This is a genomic window from Shewanella algae (assembly GCF_009183365.2).
GTDB classification, from domain to species: Bacteria; Pseudomonadota; Gammaproteobacteria; order Enterobacterales; family Shewanellaceae; genus Shewanella; species Shewanella algae.
Genome location: NZ_CP068230.1, coordinates 1,785,841 through 1,805,630 on the forward strand (window position 1 = coordinate 1,785,841; position 19,790 = coordinate 1,805,630).

General features: G+C 54.8%; 17 protein-coding genes. 14 read left to right on the forward strand and 3 right to left on the reverse strand.

Features of this window, described 5'->3' with window-relative positions:
• Positions 1 to 72: 72 nt before the first annotated feature.
• From E1N14_RS07940 to phoU, 4 genes are all read left to right on the forward strand, one after another.
• Complete coding sequence (locus E1N14_RS07940; protein ID WP_062793646.1) at positions 73 to 2,331, forward strand: ABC transporter permease subunit; 2,259 nt, start codon at positions 73 to 75, stop codon at positions 2,329 to 2,331.
• Between the two features lie 62 nt (positions 2,332 to 2,393).
• Positions 2,394 to 4,049 carry a phosphate ABC transporter permease PstA gene (gene pstA / locus E1N14_RS07945; protein ID WP_025009811.1) on the forward strand — a complete coding sequence of 552 codons (1,656 nt, stop codon included), beginning with the start codon at positions 2,394 to 2,396 and terminating at the stop codon, positions 4,047 to 4,049.
• A 32-nt stretch (positions 4,050 to 4,081) separates the two neighbouring features.
• Positions 4,082 to 4,900 carry a phosphate ABC transporter ATP-binding protein PstB gene (gene pstB / locus E1N14_RS07950; protein ID WP_025009812.1) on the forward strand — a complete coding sequence of 273 codons (819 nt, stop codon included), beginning with the start codon at positions 4,082 to 4,084 and terminating at the stop codon, positions 4,898 to 4,900.
• A 30-nt stretch (positions 4,901 to 4,930) separates the two neighbouring features.
• On the forward strand, positions 4,931 to 5,635 hold the full coding sequence (phoU, locus tag E1N14_RS07955) for a phosphate signaling complex protein PhoU (protein WP_025009813.1): 705 nt from the start codon (positions 4,931 to 4,933) through the stop codon (positions 5,633 to 5,635).
• A gap of 188 nt (positions 5,636 to 5,823) precedes the next feature.
• Here phoU and E1N14_RS07960 read toward each other — a convergent pair whose 3' ends face one another.
• Positions 5,824 to 6,207, reverse strand: coding sequence for a VOC family protein (locus tag E1N14_RS07960; RefSeq protein WP_025009814.1), 384 nt, complete (start codon positions 6,205 to 6,207; stop codon positions 5,824 to 5,826).
• A 189-nt stretch (positions 6,208 to 6,396) separates the two neighbouring features.
• On the opposite strand from E1N14_RS07960, the gene E1N14_RS07965 reads away from it, so the two are divergent.
• The 4 genes from E1N14_RS07965 (at position 6,397) to E1N14_RS07980 (ending at position 11,617) form a co-directional block, all read left to right on the forward strand.
• On the forward strand, positions 6,397 to 6,987 hold the full coding sequence (locus tag E1N14_RS07965) for a DUF502 domain-containing protein (RefSeq protein ID WP_028780326.1): 591 nt from the start codon (positions 6,397 to 6,399) through the stop codon (positions 6,985 to 6,987).
• A gap of 355 nt (positions 6,988 to 7,342) precedes the next feature.
• On the forward strand, positions 7,343 to 9,328 hold the full coding sequence (locus E1N14_RS07970) for a BCCT family transporter (protein WP_037436626.1): 1,986 nt from the start codon (positions 7,343 to 7,345) through the stop codon (positions 9,326 to 9,328).
• Between the two features lie 24 nt (positions 9,329 to 9,352).
• Positions 9,353 to 9,712 carry a YajD family HNH nuclease gene (locus E1N14_RS07975; RefSeq protein WP_025009816.1) on the forward strand — a complete coding sequence of 120 codons (360 nt, stop codon included), beginning with the start codon at positions 9,353 to 9,355 and terminating at the stop codon, positions 9,710 to 9,712.
• Between the two features lie 357 nt (positions 9,713 to 10,069).
• Positions 10,070 to 11,617 (forward strand): peptide MFS transporter, encoded by a 1,548-nt coding sequence (locus tag E1N14_RS07980; RefSeq protein WP_062793645.1) that lies wholly within the window; start codon positions 10,070 to 10,072, stop codon positions 11,615 to 11,617.
• Positions 11,618 to 11,706: 89 nt separating this feature from the next.
• Here E1N14_RS07980 and E1N14_RS07985 read toward each other — a convergent pair whose 3' ends face one another.
• Positions 11,707 to 11,964 carry a DUF1289 domain-containing protein gene (locus E1N14_RS07985; RefSeq protein WP_025009817.1) on the reverse strand — a complete coding sequence of 86 codons (258 nt, stop codon included), beginning with the start codon at positions 11,962 to 11,964 and terminating at the stop codon, positions 11,707 to 11,709.
• Positions 11,964 to 12,260: a hypothetical protein gene (locus E1N14_RS07990; protein ID WP_025009818.1), complete on the reverse strand. Its 297-nt coding sequence runs from the start codon at positions 12,258 to 12,260 to the stop codon at positions 11,964 to 11,966. The genes E1N14_RS07985 and E1N14_RS07990 overlap by 1 nt, the downstream gene beginning before the upstream one ends.
• Positions 12,261 to 12,456: 196 nt before the next feature.
• Between E1N14_RS07990 and E1N14_RS07995 the strand changes: the two genes are divergently transcribed.
• The 6 genes from E1N14_RS07995 to E1N14_RS08020 all read left to right on the forward strand — a co-directional run bounded on the left by E1N14_RS07995 (position 12,457) and on the right by E1N14_RS08020 (position 19,672).
• Positions 12,457 to 13,800, forward strand: coding sequence for a class I SAM-dependent methyltransferase (locus E1N14_RS07995; protein WP_082050169.1), 1,344 nt, complete (start codon positions 12,457 to 12,459; stop codon positions 13,798 to 13,800).
• 201 nt (positions 13,801 to 14,001) lie between these two features.
• The gene (locus tag E1N14_RS08000; RefSeq protein ID WP_025009820.1) at positions 14,002 to 15,051 is read left to right on the forward strand and encodes a 3-oxoacyl-ACP synthase III; all 1,050 of its coding nucleotides are present in this window, start codon (positions 14,002 to 14,004) and stop codon (positions 15,049 to 15,051) included.
• An 88-nt stretch (positions 15,052 to 15,139) separates the two neighbouring features.
• Entirely contained in the window at positions 15,140 to 16,126 is a 987-nt protein-coding gene (locus E1N14_RS08005; protein WP_025009821.1) for an alpha/beta fold hydrolase, read from the forward strand.
• A gap of 1 nt (position 16,127) precedes the next feature.
• On the forward strand, positions 16,128 to 17,942 hold the full coding sequence (gene oleC, locus E1N14_RS08010) for an olefin beta-lactone synthetase (protein WP_025009822.1): 1,815 nt from the start codon (positions 16,128 to 16,130) through the stop codon (positions 17,940 to 17,942).
• Between the two features lie 124 nt (positions 17,943 to 18,066).
• The gene (oleD, locus tag E1N14_RS08015) at positions 18,067 to 19,131 is read left to right on the forward strand and encodes a 2-alkyl-3-oxoalkanoate reductase (RefSeq protein WP_025009823.1); all 1,065 of its coding nucleotides are present in this window, start codon (positions 18,067 to 18,069) and stop codon (positions 19,129 to 19,131) included.
• 25 nt (positions 19,132 to 19,156) lie between these two features.
• The gene (locus tag E1N14_RS08020; RefSeq protein ID WP_025009824.1) at positions 19,157 to 19,672 is read left to right on the forward strand and encodes a rod shape-determining protein; all 516 of its coding nucleotides are present in this window, start codon (positions 19,157 to 19,159) and stop codon (positions 19,670 to 19,672) included.
• Positions 19,673 to 19,790 lie beyond the last annotated feature (118 nt).

The following is a 19,790-nucleotide window of genomic DNA, read 5'->3' on the forward strand; positions in this document are numbered from 1 at the left end:
TTGGCCGAAACGCAATAACGTACGGTTAATTCGGTAAAAAAGCCTAACAGCTATTAATAATAGAGGTTCTTAATGGAAAGTCAGGTCATTCAGCCTGCTTCTGCGTCGAAAGATCTGTTGGTGAGCAAAGGCTCCGGCCGCAGAGCCTTCAAGGATAAGGCCGCGCAGATAGGGGTAACAGTGGGCGGAACCATGGTGTTCGTCGCCCTTTTGTTGATCTTTTTCTATCTGCTTTACGTGATTAAGCCGGTGTTTGACGGCGCCAGTGTTGAACCCGTCACCGAAGTGAGCCTGCCGGCCAGTTCAGACAAGACGCTGATGGTGGGCAGTGACGAGCAAAATGAACTGCTCTATCGGGTCGGTGACCAAGGCGTGGTGGATTTCTTCAGGGTCAAAGGCGAACAGCAGCACCAACAGGTGAAACTGCCTGTGCCGGATTCGAGCAAAGTGGTCAGCAGCGCCGTCAGCGCCCCAAGCCAGCAGTTGTTTGCCCTCGGACTGGATAACGGTCAACTCTTGTTGGCCGGGGTCGAGTTTGGTGTCAGCTATCCCAATAACCAGCGTCTGATCACGCCCAAGGTCAAGTATCCACTGGGGGAGTCGGCACTGACGGTTGCCGAGGATGGCTCGCCACTCAAGAATCTCGCCTTCGGCTATGGCTCGGAGAGCATGAGCTTTGCCTACCAGGACAGCCAGAATCGCTGGCAACTGACCAAGATGGTCGGCGAAGAGAACATGATGACAGAGGAAGTGGAGTGGAACACACAAACCATGCCACTGCCGGATGCGCCTTCCCGTACTGAACATCAACTCATGACCCCGGATCAGCGCCAACTGCTGCTGCAGTCCGGCAACAAAATTTTTGTCTACAACATTCAATATGTGGATGAAATCTCGCTGCAACAGGTGATAGATGTCGAGAAAGCCAAGGCCAAGGTCACCAGTTTGAGCCTGCTGGCAGGCGCCAGTTCACTGCTGGTAGGCTACGACAGCGGTGTGGTAGCCCAGTATTTTCAGGTGGCCAGCGACCGCGGCCGTGTCTATCAGGAGATCCGCGAGTTTAGCGGTTTGGGTAAGGTGGACACCATAGCCTCTGAGTTCTACCGCAAGAGCTTTGCCACTGTGAGCCCCGAGGGTGAACTGTCTTTGCTTTACACCACGAGTGAGCGCGAGCTGTTCGACAAGAAGTTCGATCTCAAAGCGCCGGGTGTTATGGGCTTCAGCCCCCGCTCCAATGCCTTGATCATTGAAGATGGCAGCAAGCTGCACCTGTACGCGGTTGATAACGACCATCCGGAAGTTTCCTGGAGCGCCCTGTGGAACAAGGTTTGGTATGAAGGTTACCCTGAGCCGCAGTTTGTCTGGCAGTCCACTTCCGGCTCGGATGATTTTGAAGCCAAGCTCAGCCTGATGCCGCTGGCATTCGGTACGCTCAAGGCGGCGTTCTATGCCATGCTGTTTGCCGTCCCTCTGGCGATTGCCGGCGCCATCTATACCGCCTATTTCATGTCGCCCAAGGTGCGCAGCATAGTCAAACCCACCATTGAAATCATGGAAGCCCTGCCGACAGTGATCCTCGGTTTCCTGGCCGGTCTCTGGCTGGCACCGCTGATTGAAGAGCATCTGCCCGGCATTCTGGCCTTGCTGTTGCTGTTGCCGATAAGCATAGTGACCAGTGCATATGCCTGGTCCAAGCTGCCGGGGCGCATCAAGGCGATACTGCCGGAAACCTATCAGGAACTGATGCTGATCCCGGTTATCTGTTTTGTCGGTTGGTTTTCTTTTGCCATCAGCCCGGCAATCGAAGTGGCCTTCTTCCACGGCGACACCCGCCAGTTCATCACCAATGAGCTGGGGATCACCTTCGATCAGCGTAACGCGCTGGTGGTGGGAATTGCCATGGGCTTTGCCGTCATTCCAACCATCTTCTCCATTGCCGAAGACGCCATCTTCTCTGTGCCGCGTCACCTGTCGAACGGCAGCCTGGCCTTGGGAGCGACCCCTTGGCAGACCCTGACCCGGGTAGTGCTGCTGACCGCAAGCCCGGGGATATTCTCGGCAGTCATGATGGGTCTTGGCCGCGCCGTGGGTGAAACCATGATTGTACTCATGGCCACGGGGAACACCGCCATCATGGAGTGGAGCGTGTTTGAAGGGATGCGGACCCTGGCGGCCAATATCGCGGTGGAAATGCCGGAGTCGGCCATCGGCAGCTCCCATTACCGGGTATTGTTCCTCGCAGCCTTTGTGCTCTTTATCTTTACCTTCCTGTTCAACACTGTGGCCGAAGTGGTGCGTCAGCGTCTGCGTGACCGCTACAGCTCACTGTAACGGGAGATAAATTATGAATAGAACACTAGATGTTTCGCCAATCACCTTAAGGGGTTTGTGCAATGGGTAAGTGGTTTAAATCAGGCTCTCCCTGGATCTGGATGACAGGGGGCGCCGTTAGCCTGAGTTTGATTGCGGTGTTGGGGCTATTGTTACTCATCGCCTGGCGTGGCCTGAGCTATTTCTGGCCCGCGGATATCTATCAGTGGGAGATGCAGGATGACAAAGGCCAGCGCTACACCCTGATAGGAGAGTTGTATGACAGAGAAGAAGTGCCGACCGAGCGGTTGAAATCCGCCGGTTATCACTTCAACTCAGAGCCGGGTGAGTTTGTAACCCGTTATCTGGTCAAGACGGGTAACCGTGAGTTTGTCGGCCTGGATTTCCGCTGGATTTTGGAGACAGATATTGTGTCGCGCTCCACCCCGGAAGGCTTGGCCATGATAGAGCGTACCAAGAACGGTAACTTCTACGGCTACCCTGTGGCCGTGATTGAGAAGGGCCAGCGGCTGGAACTCGGTGGCGATGTGCAGAACTCACTCGAGGAGCATATCGAGCGCGCAGTGGACCTGGCCGATCAGGCGATGGCACTGCAGAAGCAGGACATAGGCGCGGTTAACTATGAGCTGGAACGTCTGCGCCTCAAAGAACGTGGCTATGAGCTTGACGATGCCCTGACGCCCGAGCGTAAGGCCGAGCTTGAGTCCAAGCGTCAACAACTGGATCAGCATTATCAAGGGTTGGAAAAGCAGCTGTTCTCTCTGCGTGAGCAAGCCGGGCGCGACTCTGTGATAGTACGCGACATGCGTGGTGAAGAAGTGACCCTCAGCCTGGATTCGGTGCTCGATGTCAGCTATGTCAACCGCATGGGCTTTATCGACAAGGTTGGCCACTGGTTTGTTGGTCTGGGACGCTTTATCAGTGACGATCCCCGCGAAGCCAACACAGAGGGCGGGGTGTTCCCGGCGATTTTCGGCACAGTATTCATGGTGTTGCTTATGGCCGTGATAGTGACGCCATTCGGTGTGGTGGCCGCCATCTATCTGCACGAATACGCCAAGAAAGGGCCGATCACCAAGATGATACGTATCGCGGTGATCAACCTCGCCGGTGTGCCTTCGATTGTGTACGGGGTGTTTGGTCTGGGCTTCTTTGTCTACATGTTGGGGGGCTCGCTGGATCAGCTGTTCTATCCTGAGGCGTTGCCGTCGCCCACCTTTGGCTCTCCCGGGGTTATCTGGTCGGCACTGACTTTGGCGATTCTGACCCTGCCTGTGGTGATAGTTTCCACCGAGGAAGGCTTGTCACGTATTCCAAGCTCAGTGCGTCAGGGCAGCCTGGCACTGGGGGCCACCAAGGCCGAAACCCTGTGGCGGATTATTATCCCCATGGCCAGCCCGGCGATTATGACAGGGCTTATTCTGGCGGTTGCCCGCGCCGCCGGCGAAGTGGCACCCTTGATGCTGGTGGGGGTGGTCAAGTTGGCGCCTACCTTGCCTGTGGATATGAATTTCCCCTTCGTGCATCTTGAGCGTAAGTTCATGCACCTCGGGTTCCATATTTATGATGTCGGTTTCCAGAGCCCCAACGTAGAAGCTGCCAGGCCTTTGGTCTATGCCACCTCGTTCCTGCTGGTATCTGTGATCGTGGCACTCAACCTGACGGCTATCAGCGTGCGCAACCATCTGCGTGAAAAGTACCGCTCGCTTGAACACTAATTGACGATTATCCTGAAGTGATAGGACAGAATATGATTTCGATAGACTCATCGGTAATGAATACTGAGACGCTGGATCTGGCGAACCTGCCTGCCGAAGAGACGGCGCTGGAGATCCGTAACCTGGATTTGCGCTATGGTGACAAGCAGGCGCTGTTTGATGTTTCCATGAAGATCCCCAAGAAGAAGGTCACCGCCTTCATCGGCCCCAGTGGTTGCGGTAAGTCAACCTTGCTGCGCTGTATCAACCGGATGAACGATCTGGTGGATAACTGCCATATCGACGGGGAGATTTTGCTCCATGGCCAAAACATCTACGACAAGAAAGTCGATGTCGCGGCGCTGAGACGCAATGTGGGCATGGTGTTCCAGCGCCCCAATCCTTTCCCCAAGTCCATTTATGAGAATGTCGTCTATGGCCTGCGCCTGCAGGGCGTGAGTAACCGCCGTGAGCTGGATGAAGCCTGTGAGCGTTCACTGCGCGGCGCCGCCATCTGGGACGAGGTGAAAGACAGGCTGCATGACAACGCCTTCGGGTTGTCCGGTGGTCAGCAGCAGCGTCTGGTGATTGCCCGGGCGATAGCCATTGAGCCTGAAGTCTTGCTGCTCGATGAGCCGACTTCGGCACTGGATCCTATCTCGACCCTGACTATCGAAGAGCTGATCACAGAGCTCAAGTCCAAGTACACAGTGGTGATAGTGACGCACAACATGCAGCAGGCGGCCAGGGTGTCGGATCAGACTGCCTTTATGTATATGGGCGAGCTGATCGAGTACTCGGATACCAACACTATCTTTACCACGCCAAAACAGAGTAAGACCGAAGATTATATTACCGGCCGCTACGGTTGATAAACGCTGCGTCCGAGCAAGGGGAAGCAAATGGAAAACAAGAACCTGAATAAACATATCTCAGGCCAGTTCAATGCCGAGCTGGAAGATATCCGCAACCGGGTGCTGGCCATGGGTGGCATGGTGGAGCGGCAGTTGGAACAGGCGCTGGATGCCCTGGGCAGCCTGGATGCCGAGTTGGCGCAGAAGGTGATCGAGGGCGATCACAAGGTCAACGGCATGGAGGTGATGATAGATGAAGAGTGTACCCGTATCATTGCCAAGCGTCAGCCGGCGGCCAGTGACTTGCGTCTGGTGATAGCCATCTCCAAGACGATTGCCGATCTTGAGCGCATCGGCGATGCCTGTGTGCGTATCGCCAAGGCGGCACAGGAGAAGCGCAGCAATAATCAGCAGCCGCTGCTGGTCAGTATCGAGTCCATGGGGCGCCATGCCACCCGTATGTTGCACTCGACCCTGGATGCATTGGCGCGGATGGACGCCGACTCGGCGCTGGAGCTGCACAAGGAAGATGCCAAGCTGGACAAGGAATATGAAGGCATCATTCGCCAGTTGATGACTTACATGATGGAAGATCCCCGCTCTATCCCAGGTGTGCTGGATGTGCTCTGGGCTGCCCGCGCGGTTGAGCGGGTAGGGGACCGCTGCAAAAACATCTGTGAGTACGTGATTTACTACGTCAAGGGCAAAGATGTACGCCATGTCTCCTACGAGGAGATGGAAAAAGAGCTTTAAGCTCTTATCCGCGAGCCTTAGAGAAAGCCGCTTGCATTCAAGCGGCTTTTTTGTGCCTGTGCAGGCTGGTACAGCTCGGTTAGCTGCACCGCCCAGTCAACGGAGCACTTGGTCAACGGAGCTTTTGGTCTACGGGGGACTTGGTCAACAGAGCACTTAGTCAACAGAGGACTTAGTCAAAGCCCAGCCTAGTCCACGCGGTATTCTGCCAGCTCGATCAGGTTGCCGTCAGGATCGCGAATATAGACTGAGTCTATCGGGCCGGTGGCGCCGGTACGGGCGACGGGGCCCTCTTCGATGTCGATACCCACGGCACTGAGATGCGCCATAACATCCTCGAGTGAACCACAGGTGATAAAGCACAAGTCCGCCGAACCACTTTGGGCTTTGGCGGCATTGGGGTAATATTCGCGGCCAAGCTGGTGCAGGTTGATTTTCTGATCGCCAAATTGCAGCGCCGTTCTGTTATCGGCAAAGGTTTGGCGTTTCATGCCCAGTTTTTGGTAGAAGGCAACACTCTGCTCTATGTCGCGGACGGTCAACACCAGGTGATCCAGTCGGGTTACGCGCATGCTGTTATTCTCCTTGTCGCACCCGGGAGACCCTGCGGCCTCCCGGGGTAATGCACAACATTTTGCTATCGATTTGCGTCTCTGTCAGGATACAGAGTTGAGCGCCTGTTGGGGAAGGGGCGGCCGAGAAACCTTCCTTTGAGCCTCTGTCCTGCGCCCTATACAGTCTTAAATATCAAGAGGAATTCAATGAAACAAACCCTGATCCGCGGCTTGCTTAATCTGCTGCCCATGGCGCTTAGTCTCTGGCTGTTCTGGTCCCTGTTTGAATCTCTCGACAGCCTGGGCAAGTTACTCTTCTCTCTGGTGGGCATGGACACTGTATTTACCGGAGCCGGTTTTATATTGGTCACAGCCTTGGTATTTGTTGCCGGTTTACTGTTTTCCGTCAGCCCCATCGTTTGGCTCTGGAGCTGGATTGAACGGCAGTTGATGCGCTTTCCCCTGTTCAAGTCTGTCTATGGCAGTATTCGCGATATTGCTTCTTTGATGAACCGAGATGGCAGTAAGCCCAAGTCGCAGCAAACAGTATTGGTGCGCCAGGCAAACGGCGGTTTTGTGGTCGGCTTTATTATGACGGACAAGCCGCCTCAACCGCTGCTCGATGCCTTGCCCGAAGGGGACTGGGTGCCTGTGCTGTTTCAACTCTCCTATCAGATGGCCGGGGTCACCAGCCTGGTCAAACGAGAGGACTTGATCATGGTGGATTGGTCATTCGAGGAGGCGATGCGCTTTAATCTGACCGCGGGTATTTCACAAACCCCCAAGAGCGGCGAGTAGGAAAAGGCTGATTCTGTGAGCGGGAGTCGCCAGAGACTCCCCATTTTGTCCGTTTTTGTGTATAATCAGCGCCGATTGTTGCCAAAAGTAGCAGTTTGTGTCCGAGTCGATTGCCATTCAATATGCCACGGTAATCTTGTCTGTCCCGCCAACACTTTGATCCCGGTGGGCCTTATCTCTTCCATTTTTATCAAGCCGAGAGCTTGTCCGCGGAAGGGTGTCACATACTGCACATAAACACCCTATAAGCTTTTGGTGTGGCTTTGGATAAGCGTTGTCCCCGGCCGAGTTCAGCGGTAACTTAGGAACTTGATCGCAGGCAGCGCAGTTTTATCCGTAAAAAGGAGCGCAAAATTTGATTAAGTCGAGTATTAATCCTCCGGTGTTTTTTTCGTCAGTGATCTGTATCGCCTTCATGGTGTTGGTGTGTGCCGTCTGGCCGAATGAGGCGCAGGAGCTATTTAAGTCAGCTCAATCCTGGCTGGAGTTGAAGGCCGGCTGGCTCTACATCATGGGCGTGGCCATTTTTCTGGTATTCATCATCTTTGTGATGGTGAGTCGCTTCGGTGATATCAAGCTTGGGCCGGATCATGCCGAGCCGGATTACAGCTACAAGAGCTGGATTGCCATGCTGTTCTCTGCCGGTATGGGCATAGGCTTGATGTTCTTTGGGGTTGGTGAGCCTGTGATGCACTATCTGGCACCGCCGGACGCGGATCCCCAGACAGTTGAAGCCGCCAAAGAGGCGATGAAGATCACCTTCTTCCACTGGGGTATTCACGCTTGGGCCATCTATGCGGTAGTGGCCTTGAGTCTGGCCTATTTCAGCTATCGGCATAAGCTGCCACTGCTGCCAAGAAGTGCCCTCTATCCTCTGATTGGTGAACGTATTTATGGCCCCATAGGCCACTGCGTCGACACCTTTGCCGTGCTTGGCACCATGTTTGGTGTGGCTACCTCATTGGGCTTCGGGGTATTGCAGGTTAACTCGGGACTCAACTATCTGTTGGGTGATTCTTTCCCTATCAGCAGCACTGTACAGGTGGCACTGATCATAGGTATCACTCTTATCGCCACCGGCTCTGTGTTTTCCGGCCTGGATAAAGGGGTGAAGCGTTTAAGTGAGCTTAACCTCGGGCTGGCTTTTGTGCTGATGATGATAGTACTGCTGTTTGGTCCAACGGTTGCTCTGCTGCAGTCTTTCGTGCAAAACACCGGCAGCTATTTGAGTGAGCTGGTGAGCAAGACCTTTAACCTCTATGCCTACGAGCAGAAGAATGACTGGCTCGGTGGCTGGACTCTACTCTACTGGGGCTGGTGGATCTCCTGGTCACCTTTTGTCGGTACCTTTATCGCCCGGGTCTCCCGCGGCCGCACCATTCGTGAGTTCTTGGTGGGGATTTTGTTTGTTCCCAGTGGTTTCACCTTCCTGTGGATGACGGTTTTCGGTAACTCGGCGATAGATGCCATCATGAACCATGGCGCCGAATATCTGGCTACCGCGGTTTCTACCGATGTGTCAGTCGCTCTGTTTACCTTCTTCGAGCACTTGCCGTTTTCCAGTTTGCTGTCAGTCATCGCTGTGTGTCTGGTGGTGACCTTCTTTGTGACCTCGTCGGACTCAGGCTCTTTGGTGATCGATAACCTGACCTCAGGCGGCGATGCCGATGCGCCTGTATGGCAGCGGATCTTCTGGGCCCTGATGCAAGGTGTGGTTGCCTCTGTGCTGCTGCTCGCAGGTGGCTTGCAGGCGCTGCAAACGGCAGCGATTGCCAGTGCCATGCCGTTCTTGTTGGTGATGCTGCTTATCTGCTTTGGCCTGTTCAAGGCGTTGCAGGATGACTGGCTCAAGATCAACAGCGTGCAGCTGCATACCACCAGTGTGCAGTACGCCAGAACCAGCGTGTCCTGGGAAGACAGGATAGATGTGTTGGTGTCGCATCCCTCCTACGAGCAGGCGCGGCGCTTTGTCGACAACGTGGCGACACCGGCGCTGTCCAAGGTCTCTCAGGGCTTCTTGTCCCGCGGTATCAATGCCGATCTCCAGTACGATGAAGACAGGGTGAGGTTGGTCATCGAAAATGAAGAGGTGCAGACCTTTGTCTATGGCTTGCGGATCCGCGCCTTTACGCTGCCTGTGACCCATCAGACTCAGGCAGAAGCTGAGGATGAGTCACAAAATAACTACTTCCGGGTTGAAGTCTTCCTCGAACACGGCGGACAGTATTATGATGTGATGGGTTATACGGAAGAGCAGATCCAGGCAGATGTGGTGACTCAGTATGAGAAGCACCTGCATTATCTGCATCTGTCCAGCGCAGAATATGTAGAGGGCCCTTAAGGGCTCGTTCACCGGAAAAGAAAGATGGCAGAACAGAGTAAATTGGATCGGGTGCTGGCGCAGGCCCGTGAGTATCAGGCAAGTCGTGAAAAAGGCTATCGGGAGCAGGCGCTCAAGCTTTATCCCTGGGTTTGTGGCCGCTGTGCCAGGGAGTTTACCCACAAGAACTTGCGTGAGTTGACTGTGCATCACAGAGATCACAATCACGACAACAACCCTTCAGACGGTTCCAACTGGGAGCTGTTGTGTCTCTACTGCCATGACAACGAGCACTCCAGGTTTGAAGAACTGGTGCAGTACGGCGACACCAGTGAAGCCAAACAGGCGCCGGCCACCTTTAATCCTTTTGCCGATCTCAAGGCGAGAATGGCGGCCAAAGATTGACCGCTTCTTTTGGGAAGGCCTGATAAGGCTTAAGCCATTCAATGCAAAAACCGTCCATTCAAGGACGGTTTTTTTATGTCATAGGCGCTGATAAATGCTGTTTTCAAGTCGCCTTGGTGGTGATTTTGGAACTGATAAAAATTCTCATTAATTAGTGGAAACCCCTGTGGCAGCTGGGTTTGCTCCGTTTTACCCACTGAAGGTAAGTGTTTTGTTGAAAAATTCGCCAATGGAATTTGAGCTGAGTAGGAGAATTGCGACAAAGTGTGTTTTGCCCCAGAGTTTGCGTTGGATTGTGCGGCCAGCAGTCTTATACTCGTCTGACAATTATTTCAAATCAAGATGGAAGCAAGCAAAATGACATTAGGGTCTCCTAAGGTAAGCAAGACGCATTCTTTTATGACTGTGTCACTTATCGAGCTATGGGAACGTTTCGGTTATTACGGTATGCAGGCGCTTATCGTGTACTTCATGGTACAGCGTCTAGGGTTTGAGGACAGTCGCGCCAACCTGGTATGGAGTGCCTGTGCCGCATTGATTTATGTGTCGCCGGCGATTGGTGGCTGGGTCGGGGATAAAATTCTCGGTACCAAGCGCACCATGTTGCTAGGTGCCGGCATTCTGTCATTGGGTTATGCCTTGATGACAGTGCCGACCGAAAACACCTGGTTCCTGTTTTCGGCCCTCGGGGTAATCGTTGTCGGTAACGGTTTGTTCAAACCCAATGCCGGTAACCTGGTGCGCAAAATCTATGAAGGGGACGACTCCAAGATAGACAGCGCCTTTACCATTTACTACATGGCGGTGAACGTAGGTTCCACCTTCTCCATGTTGTTGACTCCCTGGATTAAAGATTACGTCAACGCCAACTATGGCAACGAGTTTGGCTGGCATGCGGCTTTCGCCGTCTGCTGCGTGGGTCTACTGGTAGGCTTGGGTAACTACGCCATGATGCGTAAGACTCTGGCCAACTACGGCTCAGAGCCGGATACCCGTCCGGTGGAAATGAATAAGCTTTTTGCGGTACTCGGCCTGGCGGCCCTGTCTGTAGTGGCTTCAGCCTTTATCCTCGAATATGAAGATGTGGCCCGCGCCTTTGTTTACACAGCTGGTGCCGCCGTACTCGGTATCTTTATCTACTTGATTAAAAACAGTGAAACCAGTGAACGGGCCGGTTTGATAGCCGCCTTGGTTCTGACGGTACAAACCGTATTCTTCTTTGTGTTTTACCAACAGATGTCTACCTCGCTGGCGCTGTTTGCCCTGCGTAACGTCGACTGGAACTTCCAGGCCTTTGGTATCGATCTGTGGACCTGGTCACCGGCGCAGTTCCAGGCCTTGAACCCTATCTGGATCATGTTGCTCAGTCCTGTGCTGGCCTGGGTTTATGCCACTGCCGGACGTAACAACAAGGATATTTCCATCGCCGCCAAGTTCGCACTGGGCTTTGCCGTAGTGGCGCTGGGTTTCTTCATCTACAGCTTTGCCGGTATGTTCGCCGTCGATGGCAAGACCTCTTCCTGGGTGATGATCTGGGGTTATGGCGCATACTCACTCGGTGAGCTGCTGGTCAGCGGTTTGGGCTTGGCTATGATTGCCCGTTACGTACCTGAGCGCATGGGTGGCTTTATGATGGGGGCTTACTTTGTCGCCTCGGGCATCTCTCAGTATCTGGGTGGTGTGGTGGCCAACTTCGCCAGTGTGCCGAAGAACATCACAGATCCGCTTGAGACTCTGCCCATCTACACCAGCTTGTTCAACAAGTTGGGGATAGCGGCGCTGGTTTGTACCTTTATCGCGCTGGCAGTATTGCCGCTGATGCGTCGCCTCACAGAAACTCACCATTCCCACAACGGTAATGGCGGTGCCGCCAGTTCCCTTGGGAATGTCAGCTCAGAGCAGTAATGACTGAGTGACCTATAAATCCCAAAAAGACCGCGATTGCGGTCTTTTTCTTTATGAAGGCTTGGTTGCCTTGAACGCTTAAAGCTGTATCACTCTTTTTTACTTGCTTTGCTCTTGTCGCTGCGCCCAAGCCTGGCCTCTGCCTCGAGGTATTTGGCTCTGCTGATAATGCCGCTGTTTTCCATGCCCGAAAAGGCGCGTTTTCGCTCCGGGAGTTTGGCAATAATGGCGCGTTTCTCTTCATCCGGGCAACGGCTCCAATTGACGATTTCATCTATATGGCGCAGGCAGCCCATACAAAAGTCGTCTTCATTGAGGCCGCAGCGCGCCACGCAGGGAGATTGGATCATTCAACATCCTTCTTATCAATATTCTGTTCAGCGGCGGAGTGTAGCGCGTGAATTGGCGCGATTGATTTCACTCGACCAATTTCACTCAACCATTTCGTTAGATTGAGTTCGTTAGATTGAGTTCGTTCGATTGTTTTGTCAGCTTGAATGCACCAGTCTATTGCGGCAGGTGCAAAGGTAACAGCTTTGAGCGGATTTATACCTGAAAATAGCGGCGGCAGCTTTCGTTGCCAAGCCGCCAGGAAAGATGATGACTCGGGCTTTAGGCATAGTTTATTGAAACAATAATCCACTCCTAATCAATTTGTTATGTGAATTAGTCCCTACTGCTGGCTTTTCCCCTTAGCTGTAAAGCTATCAGCAAGCGGGAGACTCAACCCCAGCTTTTTCGCAGGCTTTGCCCCCTGTTTCCTGCTTGGGTGGCGCTATTTTCCTCAAAGGCAACCAGGGGCTATAATGCGACCCCTTTAAGTTAATCGGGCCAGTAAAATGTGTGACTGCCAACAGAATTCCCCCCGGCAAGCCGAGCCAGTGGCCGGCAGGGTTGAAACCCGGCTGACGGCAGTTGATTGCAGCTTGCCCGAGGTGAAAGCAGAGCTTCGACAGCTCAGTCAGTTGTTGCTCTCAAGCCGCGCGCTTTGGAGTGTCAGGAGTTTCGAGCACCACAAGCTTCCCTGGCAGCAGCGCTTTGCCAAGCTGGCCGCAGCGCTCTGGGCTATTGATGACGATGCGCTCGAGACTGTGGATGCCAGTCAGTCATTGTTGTTGGCAACCCTCTGGCCGGCCTTGGCTGCAGATTTGAGCGAGCAGGAATTGGCCCTGTGGGACAAGAGACACTTTGCCTGGCACCTCTTTGATTATCCCGCACCTGAGCAGGATAATGGCCAACCTAAGCTTTGTGCGTCAACTGAGGCCCGGCTCAGTGCCAGTATAAAGGGCCGAAAATGGCAGCAGATAAGCCGCTTTGCCAATACCATCGCCACCCATAACAACCCCTTTCCTTTATTGGAGTGGTGCGCCGGAAAAGGGCATCTCGGGCGCCTGCTCAGTGCCTTGAGCGGCAAGGCGGTATTGAGCCTGGAGTGGCAAGCATCTTTGTGCGAAGCCGGCGAGCTAGCGGCAAAAAAACGTAACTTGCCGCAGCAATTTGTCTGTGCCGATGCCTTTGCCGCCGAGCCTTGTTATCTCAAGCCCAAGCAGCATGCCATTGCGCTGCATGCCTGCGGCGAGCTGCACCTGACGCTGCTGCGCCGCGCGGTTGCAAGTGGCACCGCTGTGGTCTCGGTTTCCCCTTGTTGTTATCACCTCTTGCCCTCCGGCGATATCACTCCCTTGAGTCAAAGTGCCCAAGAGCAGGCGCTGCGATTGGATAAGGCGGCGCTGCAACTGCCGCTTAATCACAGTGTTATTGCCAATCAAAAGGCGCGCGCCGACAGGATCAAAGAGGTCAGTTGGCGGCTCGGATTCGATAGTCTGCAGCGTGAAGTGCGTGCTCAGGACACTTATCTGCCACTGCCTGCGGTACGGCAGAGTCAGCTGTCCGGCAGCTTCAAGGACTTCTGTCTTTGGGCCGCGGCGCAAAAGGGAGTGCTATTGCCTGAGGCGGTGGATTTTGCCGCCTATCAGCGCTTGGGGGAGCAAAGGCGCAGATTAACCGCCCGTATTGACTTGGCGGCACATCTGTTTCGGCCGGTTATTGAACGGTATCTGCTGCTCGATAGGGTCTGTTTCCTGTTGGAGGCCGGTTACCGGGTGCAGCTAGGCGCCTTTTGTGAGCAGGCCACCACGCCGCGCAATGCCTTAATCCATGCCTGGTTGCCTGGTAGCCGATAAATGAAACAACAAGGCCCGCTTGGACAGAGATGTCTCTCAAGCGGGGAATTAGTCGGCGCCAAGTACCGGCTTAATGCGTTTTTTATTGAATACCCCGGCGTTTCTTGGTCAAATGACGCCAGCCTGGGGCATAAGACTTAATTATCACGACCCCAAAAGATAACAAGGGCACAGAGCGCCCGAGAGAGCGATTGGCTTTTCATGAATTATTCCCGTGTGTATATCAATAGTCTGGCTTATGAGTTGGCGCCGGAAATGGTGTCCAGCCGCGAGTTGGAATCCCGGCTTGCGCCGCTTTATCAAAAGTTTCGTATCCCCATTGGGCAACTCGCTGCCCTGACGGGCATTGAGGAGCGTCGTTGGTGGCCCAAGGGCTTCAAGGTTTCCCAAGGTGCAGTGTGCGCCGCCCAAAAGGCGCTGGCCGAGACAGGGCTGGATCCCAAACAACTGGGCGCCTTGGTTTACACCGGCGTGTGCCGTGATCAGCATGAGCCGGCCACGGCCTGTGCTGTGGCTTCTGCCATAGGTATCGGGCGCGACTGCGCCGTTTTTGATATCAGCAACGCCTGCCTGGGAGTCCTGTCCGGTATTCTGGATGTGGCCAACCGTATAGAACTGGGGCAGATCCGCGCCGGTATGGTGGTGTCCTGTGAATCATCCCGGGAGATAGTCGAGGCGTCCATAGAGCAGATGCTGGCCGATCCCAGCATGGCAAACTTTGCGGCTTCTCTGGCCACCTTGACCGGCGGCTCAGGTGCCGTGGCCGTTATCCTCACGGATGGCAGCTTGCCGCTTACCACCTCCCGCAAGCATCAGTTGCTCGGTGCCAGTCAGTTGGCGGCGCCGGAGCATCATCAGATGTGTCAGTGGGGTTTTGTCGAGGTCGGTAACCGCCTCTACCGCGAAGTGATGCGCACAGATGCCGTTGCCCTTTTGAAGGAGGGGGTGGAGCTGGCGCGCCAGACCTGGGAGCAGTTTTTGCAGCAGCGCCAGTGGCTTGCCGGACAGGTGGATAAGGTTATCTGTCATCAGGTGGGGGCTGCCAACCGAAAACAAGTACTGGGCGCCCTGGGCATTGCCGAGCACAAAGAGTATCCCACCTTTGCCCGCCTTGGCAATATGGGCACTGTCTCTTTGCCTGTGTCGGCGGCGCTGGCCCACGGTGAAGGCTTTTTGCAGGCAGGCGACCGGGTGAGCTTTCTTGGCATAGGCTCGGGACTCAACTGCATGATGCTGGGGCTGCGCTGGTAAGCCCTTGATACAGGTTTTAGACAATGCCCATTCGACAGGGCCCATTAGAATAGTGCCTAAATAACCAAAATTAACAACAGGATAGCCAATGGCCACCCTAGATACACTCTTCCCGTTCAAGCGTCATTTCATCACGCTCGGCGGCCACAAACTGCATTATGTGCATGAAAAACCTGCCGGGATTAACGGCCAACGCCCCGATGCCGTGGTGATGGTGCACGGTAACCCCAGCTGGTCTTTTTACTACCGTAACCTAGTGCAGGCGTTAAGCGACCAATATGAATGTGTGGTGCCGGATCATATCGGCTGCGGCTTGTCCGACAAACCGGGCGATGATGCCTATGACTATACGCTGGCGCAGCGTATCGACGATCTGGAAGCACTGCTGGACAGTCTGGATATTCGCAGCAATATCACACTGGTGCTGCATGACTGGGGCGGCATGATAGGCATGGGCTATGCCGCCCGCTATCCTGAGAGGATTAAACGCCTGGTGCTGCTCAATACCGCCGCCTTCGGTTTGCCAAAGAGCAAGCCCTTGCCGCTGGCGCTGAAAATCTGCCGCGATACCGCGCTTGGCACCCTGCTGGTGCGGGGCTTCAATGCCTTCTCGTCCGCCGCTTCCTATGTGGGAGTCAAACGTGCGCCCATGGCTGCGGATGTGCGCCGCGCTTATGTGGCACCATTCAACTCCTGGCAAAATCGAATCTCGACTTTGAGGTTTGTACAGGATATTCCGCTCAAGCCCGGCGACAGAAACTGGGAGTTGGTGCAGTCGATTGATGCCAGTTTGCAGCAGTTTACCCGGGTGCCGACCATTATTCTTTGGGGTCTCAAGGACTTTGTCTTTGACCGGCACTTCCTTGAAGGTTGGCAGCAGCGCCTGCCCAAAGCCGAGCTGCACGCCTTTGCCGACTGCGGCCATTATATTCTTGAAGACGCCAGTGATGAGGTGATAGCCCATATTCGCCGCTTTATTGATGAAACGGCAGTGGCTAAAAGCGCCGACGAACAAACATCTAACCCTAAAGAAAAGGCATCGGCGGAAACAACCTCAGCCGGGAGCGCTGACTGAGATGTTCCCACCCGCCGAAGACTCGCAAGTGGCCGCAAATGAACCGGCCCCAGAGGCAAACTCCGCCAAGGGGCACAACTTGTGTCGCCACCTGAAGCAGGCGGCCATTAACCAGAGCGAGGACCTGGCGGTTGCCGTGCAGCGTCGCTGCGGTGGTAAGTTCAGTTATCAGGAGCTTGATTTCAAGACCCTGGACAGCGACAGCGACCGGCTTGCTAGCGCCTTGCTCGACTATGGCTTCAAGCCCGGGATGAAAGCCGTGCTTATGGTGACTCCGGGGATAGAGTTTTTTGTGCTTACCTTTGCCCTGTTCAAGGCGGGGATCATCCCTGTGATGGTAGATCCCGGCATGGGGATCGCCAAGCTCAAGCAGTGTCTGGCCGAAGCCGAGCCCGATGCCTTTATTGGGATCCCCAAGGCTCATGTGGCCAGATTGCTGTTCGGTTGGGGCAAACCCAGTATCCGCTTGTTGCTGACGGCAGGTGAAGGCTTTCTTGGCCGTAACCCTCCTTGGGGAGGCAGCAGTGTCAGCCGTTTGTTGGCCAGGGCACCAGAGTCAGTCACATTTCCCATGGCGCAGCTCGGCGCGCAGCAGATGGCGGCCATCTTGTTTACCAGTGGCAGCACCGGCACCCCAAAAGGCGTGGTCTACAGCCACGGCATGTTTGAGGCGCAGATAACTGCGCTGCGAAATGACTATGGCATTCGTCCCGGCGAGCGGGATCTGTCGACCTTCCCGCTATTTGCTCTCTTTGGACCGGCGCTGGGGATGGCATCGATAGTGCCTGAAATGGATGCCAGCAAACCGATAACCGCCAGACCGGAAAACCTGTTTGCCGCCATAGAGCACTATGCCTGCAGCAATATGTTTGTGAATCCCGCCTTGCTCGACCGTTTGGGACGCGGCGGAAACGGGCGCCGGCTGCACAGCCTGAAGCGGGTGATATCCGCCGGCGCACCGGCCGACCCCAAGGCGATAGCGCGTTTCTCCGCCATGTTGGCCGAGGATGTCGAAGTGCTCAACTCCTATGGCGCCACCGAATCCCTGCCTGTTTCCATGATTGGCAGCAAGGCGCTTGGCGCTACCGCCGCCATGACCGACAAGGGCGGCGGCATCTGTGTCGGTAAGCCGGTATCCGGAATAAGGGTCAGTATCATAGGGATCAGTGAAGAGACCATCGACAGCTGGTCGCCGACTCTCGAGTTGGCGACGGGGGAGATAGGCGAAATCGTCGTTGACGGCGCTGTGGTCAACCAGAGCTACTATCGCCGCGAAGGCGCCAACAAGCAGGCCAAGATTGCCTATGAAGGCAGGCAACTGCACCGGATGGGCGATCTCGGTTATCTTGATGCCGATGGCAACTTGTGGATGTGTGGCCGCAAGGCCCACAGAGTGGATGTCATTCAGGACGGTGAGCTGCAAAAGCGCTATCTGTCTATTCCCTGTGAGCGGATTTTCAATACCCATCCTCAGGTTAAACGTTCGGCACTGGTTGGCGTTGAACTGATGCAGAATAAGCCTGGCGGCGGGGGGACAGTCCAAGAGAGCGCTTTTCTTGAGAGCACTTCCCCTGATAGCACTGTGCCCGAAAAAGTACCGCTTATCTGCATCGAGCTTGAGCAATCCCTGTCGCCAGCCGAACAGCAACAGCTGTTTACCGAGTTGCAGGCACTTGCCGACAAGCAGTCAGTGACCCGAGGCATCAGGCATTTTATGTTGCATCCTGGTTTTCCCATGGATGTGCGCCACAATGCCAAGATATTCCGCGAGCAACTTGCCGTTTGGGCGCAAAAACAGTTGGATGGAAACCGCTGAAAACCAAAATAGATAACAGAGACAGAAAACCACTATGGCCACATCAGCACCGCAATCTCAATCATCTGAGTCAATAGCCTCATCGCAGGATTTGCCCGCGGCTTTATTACAAGAGACAGCGGCTTTGTCACAAGAAACCGGGCATGATGAACTTCATCCCGAGCTGTTGGCGCTGGCCCGGGAACTTGCGACCCGAGTCAAGCGGGTATTGGTGACAGGCGCCGGAGGCTTTTTGGGAGAGGCCATATGTCGGCCGCTGCTGGCTGCCGGTATTCAGGTAGTGGGGGTGGCCAGGGGCCATTATCCGGCGCTCGAGGCCATGGGCGCTACCATGGTGCGCGCCGATATTTGCGACAAGCAGGCACTGAAACAAGCCCTCGATGGCTGTGAGCTTATCTTTCACGTTGCCTCCAAGGCCGGAGTCTGGGGCAGCAGAGCGAGCTATTTTCGCCCCAATGTGTTGGGGACCGAAAACATCATCGCCTGCGCCCGAGAATTGGGGATTGGTTATCTGGTCTATACCAGTACGCCGAGCGTCACTTTCGATGGCAAGGATGAGGCCGGTATCGATGAATCCGTTCCCTACGCCAGGCGTTATCTCAACCATTACGGCGCCTCCAAGTCGGAAGCGGAAGAGTTGGTGCTGGCCAGTGCCAAAGAGGGCTTGAAGACAGTGGCCATTCGGCCGCACCTGATTTGGGGGCCTGGCGATCCTCATCTGGTGCCCCGCGTGCTGGAGCGAGGCCGCAAGGGCCGGCTCAAGTTGGTGGGGCATGACGATAAGTTGGTGGACACCATTTATATCGACAATGCCGCCTTTGCCCACCTGAGCGCGGCCAGGAGCCTGCTGGCCGAACCTTGTCGCTGCAATGGCAAGGCCTATTTTGTCAGTAACGATCAGCCCCTTACTATGGCGGCCATGCTCGACAGCATTCTTGCCTGTGACAACTTACCCGCGGTGGAAAAGCGGGTACCGGCCACTCTGGCCTACGCCATTGGTGCCATGCTCGAAGGAATATACCGACTGCTGGCTATCAAGCAGGAGCCGCTGATGACCCGCTTTGTCGCCAAACAGCTTTCCTGCTGTCACTACTACGACATCTCAGCCGCCAAGCGCGACTTGGATTACAGGGTCATCGTCAGTATGGAGCAGGGGATGAATAAGCTAAGGCGCTCTCTTGGCCACTAGCTCAAGAAAATCATAAGGAAATAACATGTTGTCGCTGTTTTCCGGCACAAAGCCGGCGCTTATTTATATCGAGTTCAACGCCAAACGTATCAGGCTCACCCTTGCCGACAGTCGCCATAGTCTGGGGCAAGTCAGTCTTGAGACCATTCCTGAGGTGGCAGTGCAGCAGGATAACAAGGGCAGTTTCAAGCTGTTGGCAGTGGGCGATGAAGCGCGGCGACTGGCCGCGACCAAGGGAGTGAAATGCCTCAATCCCTTCGAACATGTCCGTACCCCGTTGGCGGACTTTTACCTGGCCGAAATCCTGCTCAAACAGCTGGTTAAGCGGGTACTACCGCGAAAACTTTTTGCCAAGGCGCCTTTGCTTATCATCCAGCCAAGCGACGAATATGCCGGTGGCCTGACCATGATAGAAGAGCGCGCCTTGCAGGAACTTGCCTTTGCTGCCGGAGCAAAAGATAGCCTGGTTTACCAGGGGCCGAGACTCACAGGGCAGCAGGATTTCAATGGGTTGAAACTGCAGCAAGTGAAGGCCTTTTAGGCGAGCCAAAGTACCGCACATATTGCAATCCATCACTGGTGGCATCTCTGCGCCGCTGAGAAACTGTACAGCAAAAGGTTATCGGCGTTAGCGAACAAAGTATGTTAAATGTTTGAAT

Excerpts from the sequence above, each read along its gene's own strand:
- E1N14_RS07980 (WP_062793645.1), top strand. The coding sequence starts at position 10,070 with ATGACATTAGGGTCTCCTAAGGTAAGCAAGACGCATTCTTTTATGACT.
- phoU (WP_025009813.1), top strand. The coding sequence starts at position 4,931 with ATGGAAAACAAGAACCTGAATAAACATATCTCAGGCCAGTTCAATGCC.
- E1N14_RS07975 (WP_025009816.1), top strand. The coding sequence starts at position 9,353 with ATGGCAGAACAGAGTAAATTGGATCGGGTGCTGGCGCAGGCCCGTGAG.
- pstB (WP_025009812.1), top strand. The coding sequence starts at position 4,082 with ATGATTTCGATAGACTCATCGGTAATGAATACTGAGACGCTGGATCTG.
- E1N14_RS08020 (WP_025009824.1), top strand. The coding sequence starts at position 19,157 with ATGTTGTCGCTGTTTTCCGGCACAAAGCCGGCGCTTATTTATATCGAG.
- E1N14_RS07995 (WP_082050169.1), top strand. The coding sequence starts at position 12,457 with ATGTGTGACTGCCAACAGAATTCCCCCCGGCAAGCCGAGCCAGTGGCC.
- oleC (WP_025009822.1), top strand. The coding sequence starts at position 16,128 with ATGTTCCCACCCGCCGAAGACTCGCAAGTGGCCGCAAATGAACCGGCC.
- E1N14_RS07965 (WP_028780326.1), top strand. The coding sequence starts at position 6,397 with ATGAAACAAACCCTGATCCGCGGCTTGCTTAATCTGCTGCCCATGGCG.
- E1N14_RS07960 (WP_025009814.1), bottom strand. The coding sequence starts at position 6,207 with ATGCGCGTAACCCGACTGGATCACCTGGTGTTGACCGTCCGCGACATA.
- E1N14_RS08000 (WP_025009820.1), top strand. The coding sequence starts at position 14,002 with ATGAATTATTCCCGTGTGTATATCAATAGTCTGGCTTATGAGTTGGCG.
- E1N14_RS07940 (WP_062793646.1), top strand. The coding sequence starts at position 73 with ATGGAAAGTCAGGTCATTCAGCCTGCTTCTGCGTCGAAAGATCTGTTG.
- pstA (WP_025009811.1), top strand. The coding sequence starts at position 2,394 with ATGGGTAAGTGGTTTAAATCAGGCTCTCCCTGGATCTGGATGACAGGG.
- E1N14_RS08005 (WP_025009821.1), top strand. The coding sequence starts at position 15,140 with ATGGCCACCCTAGATACACTCTTCCCGTTCAAGCGTCATTTCATCACG.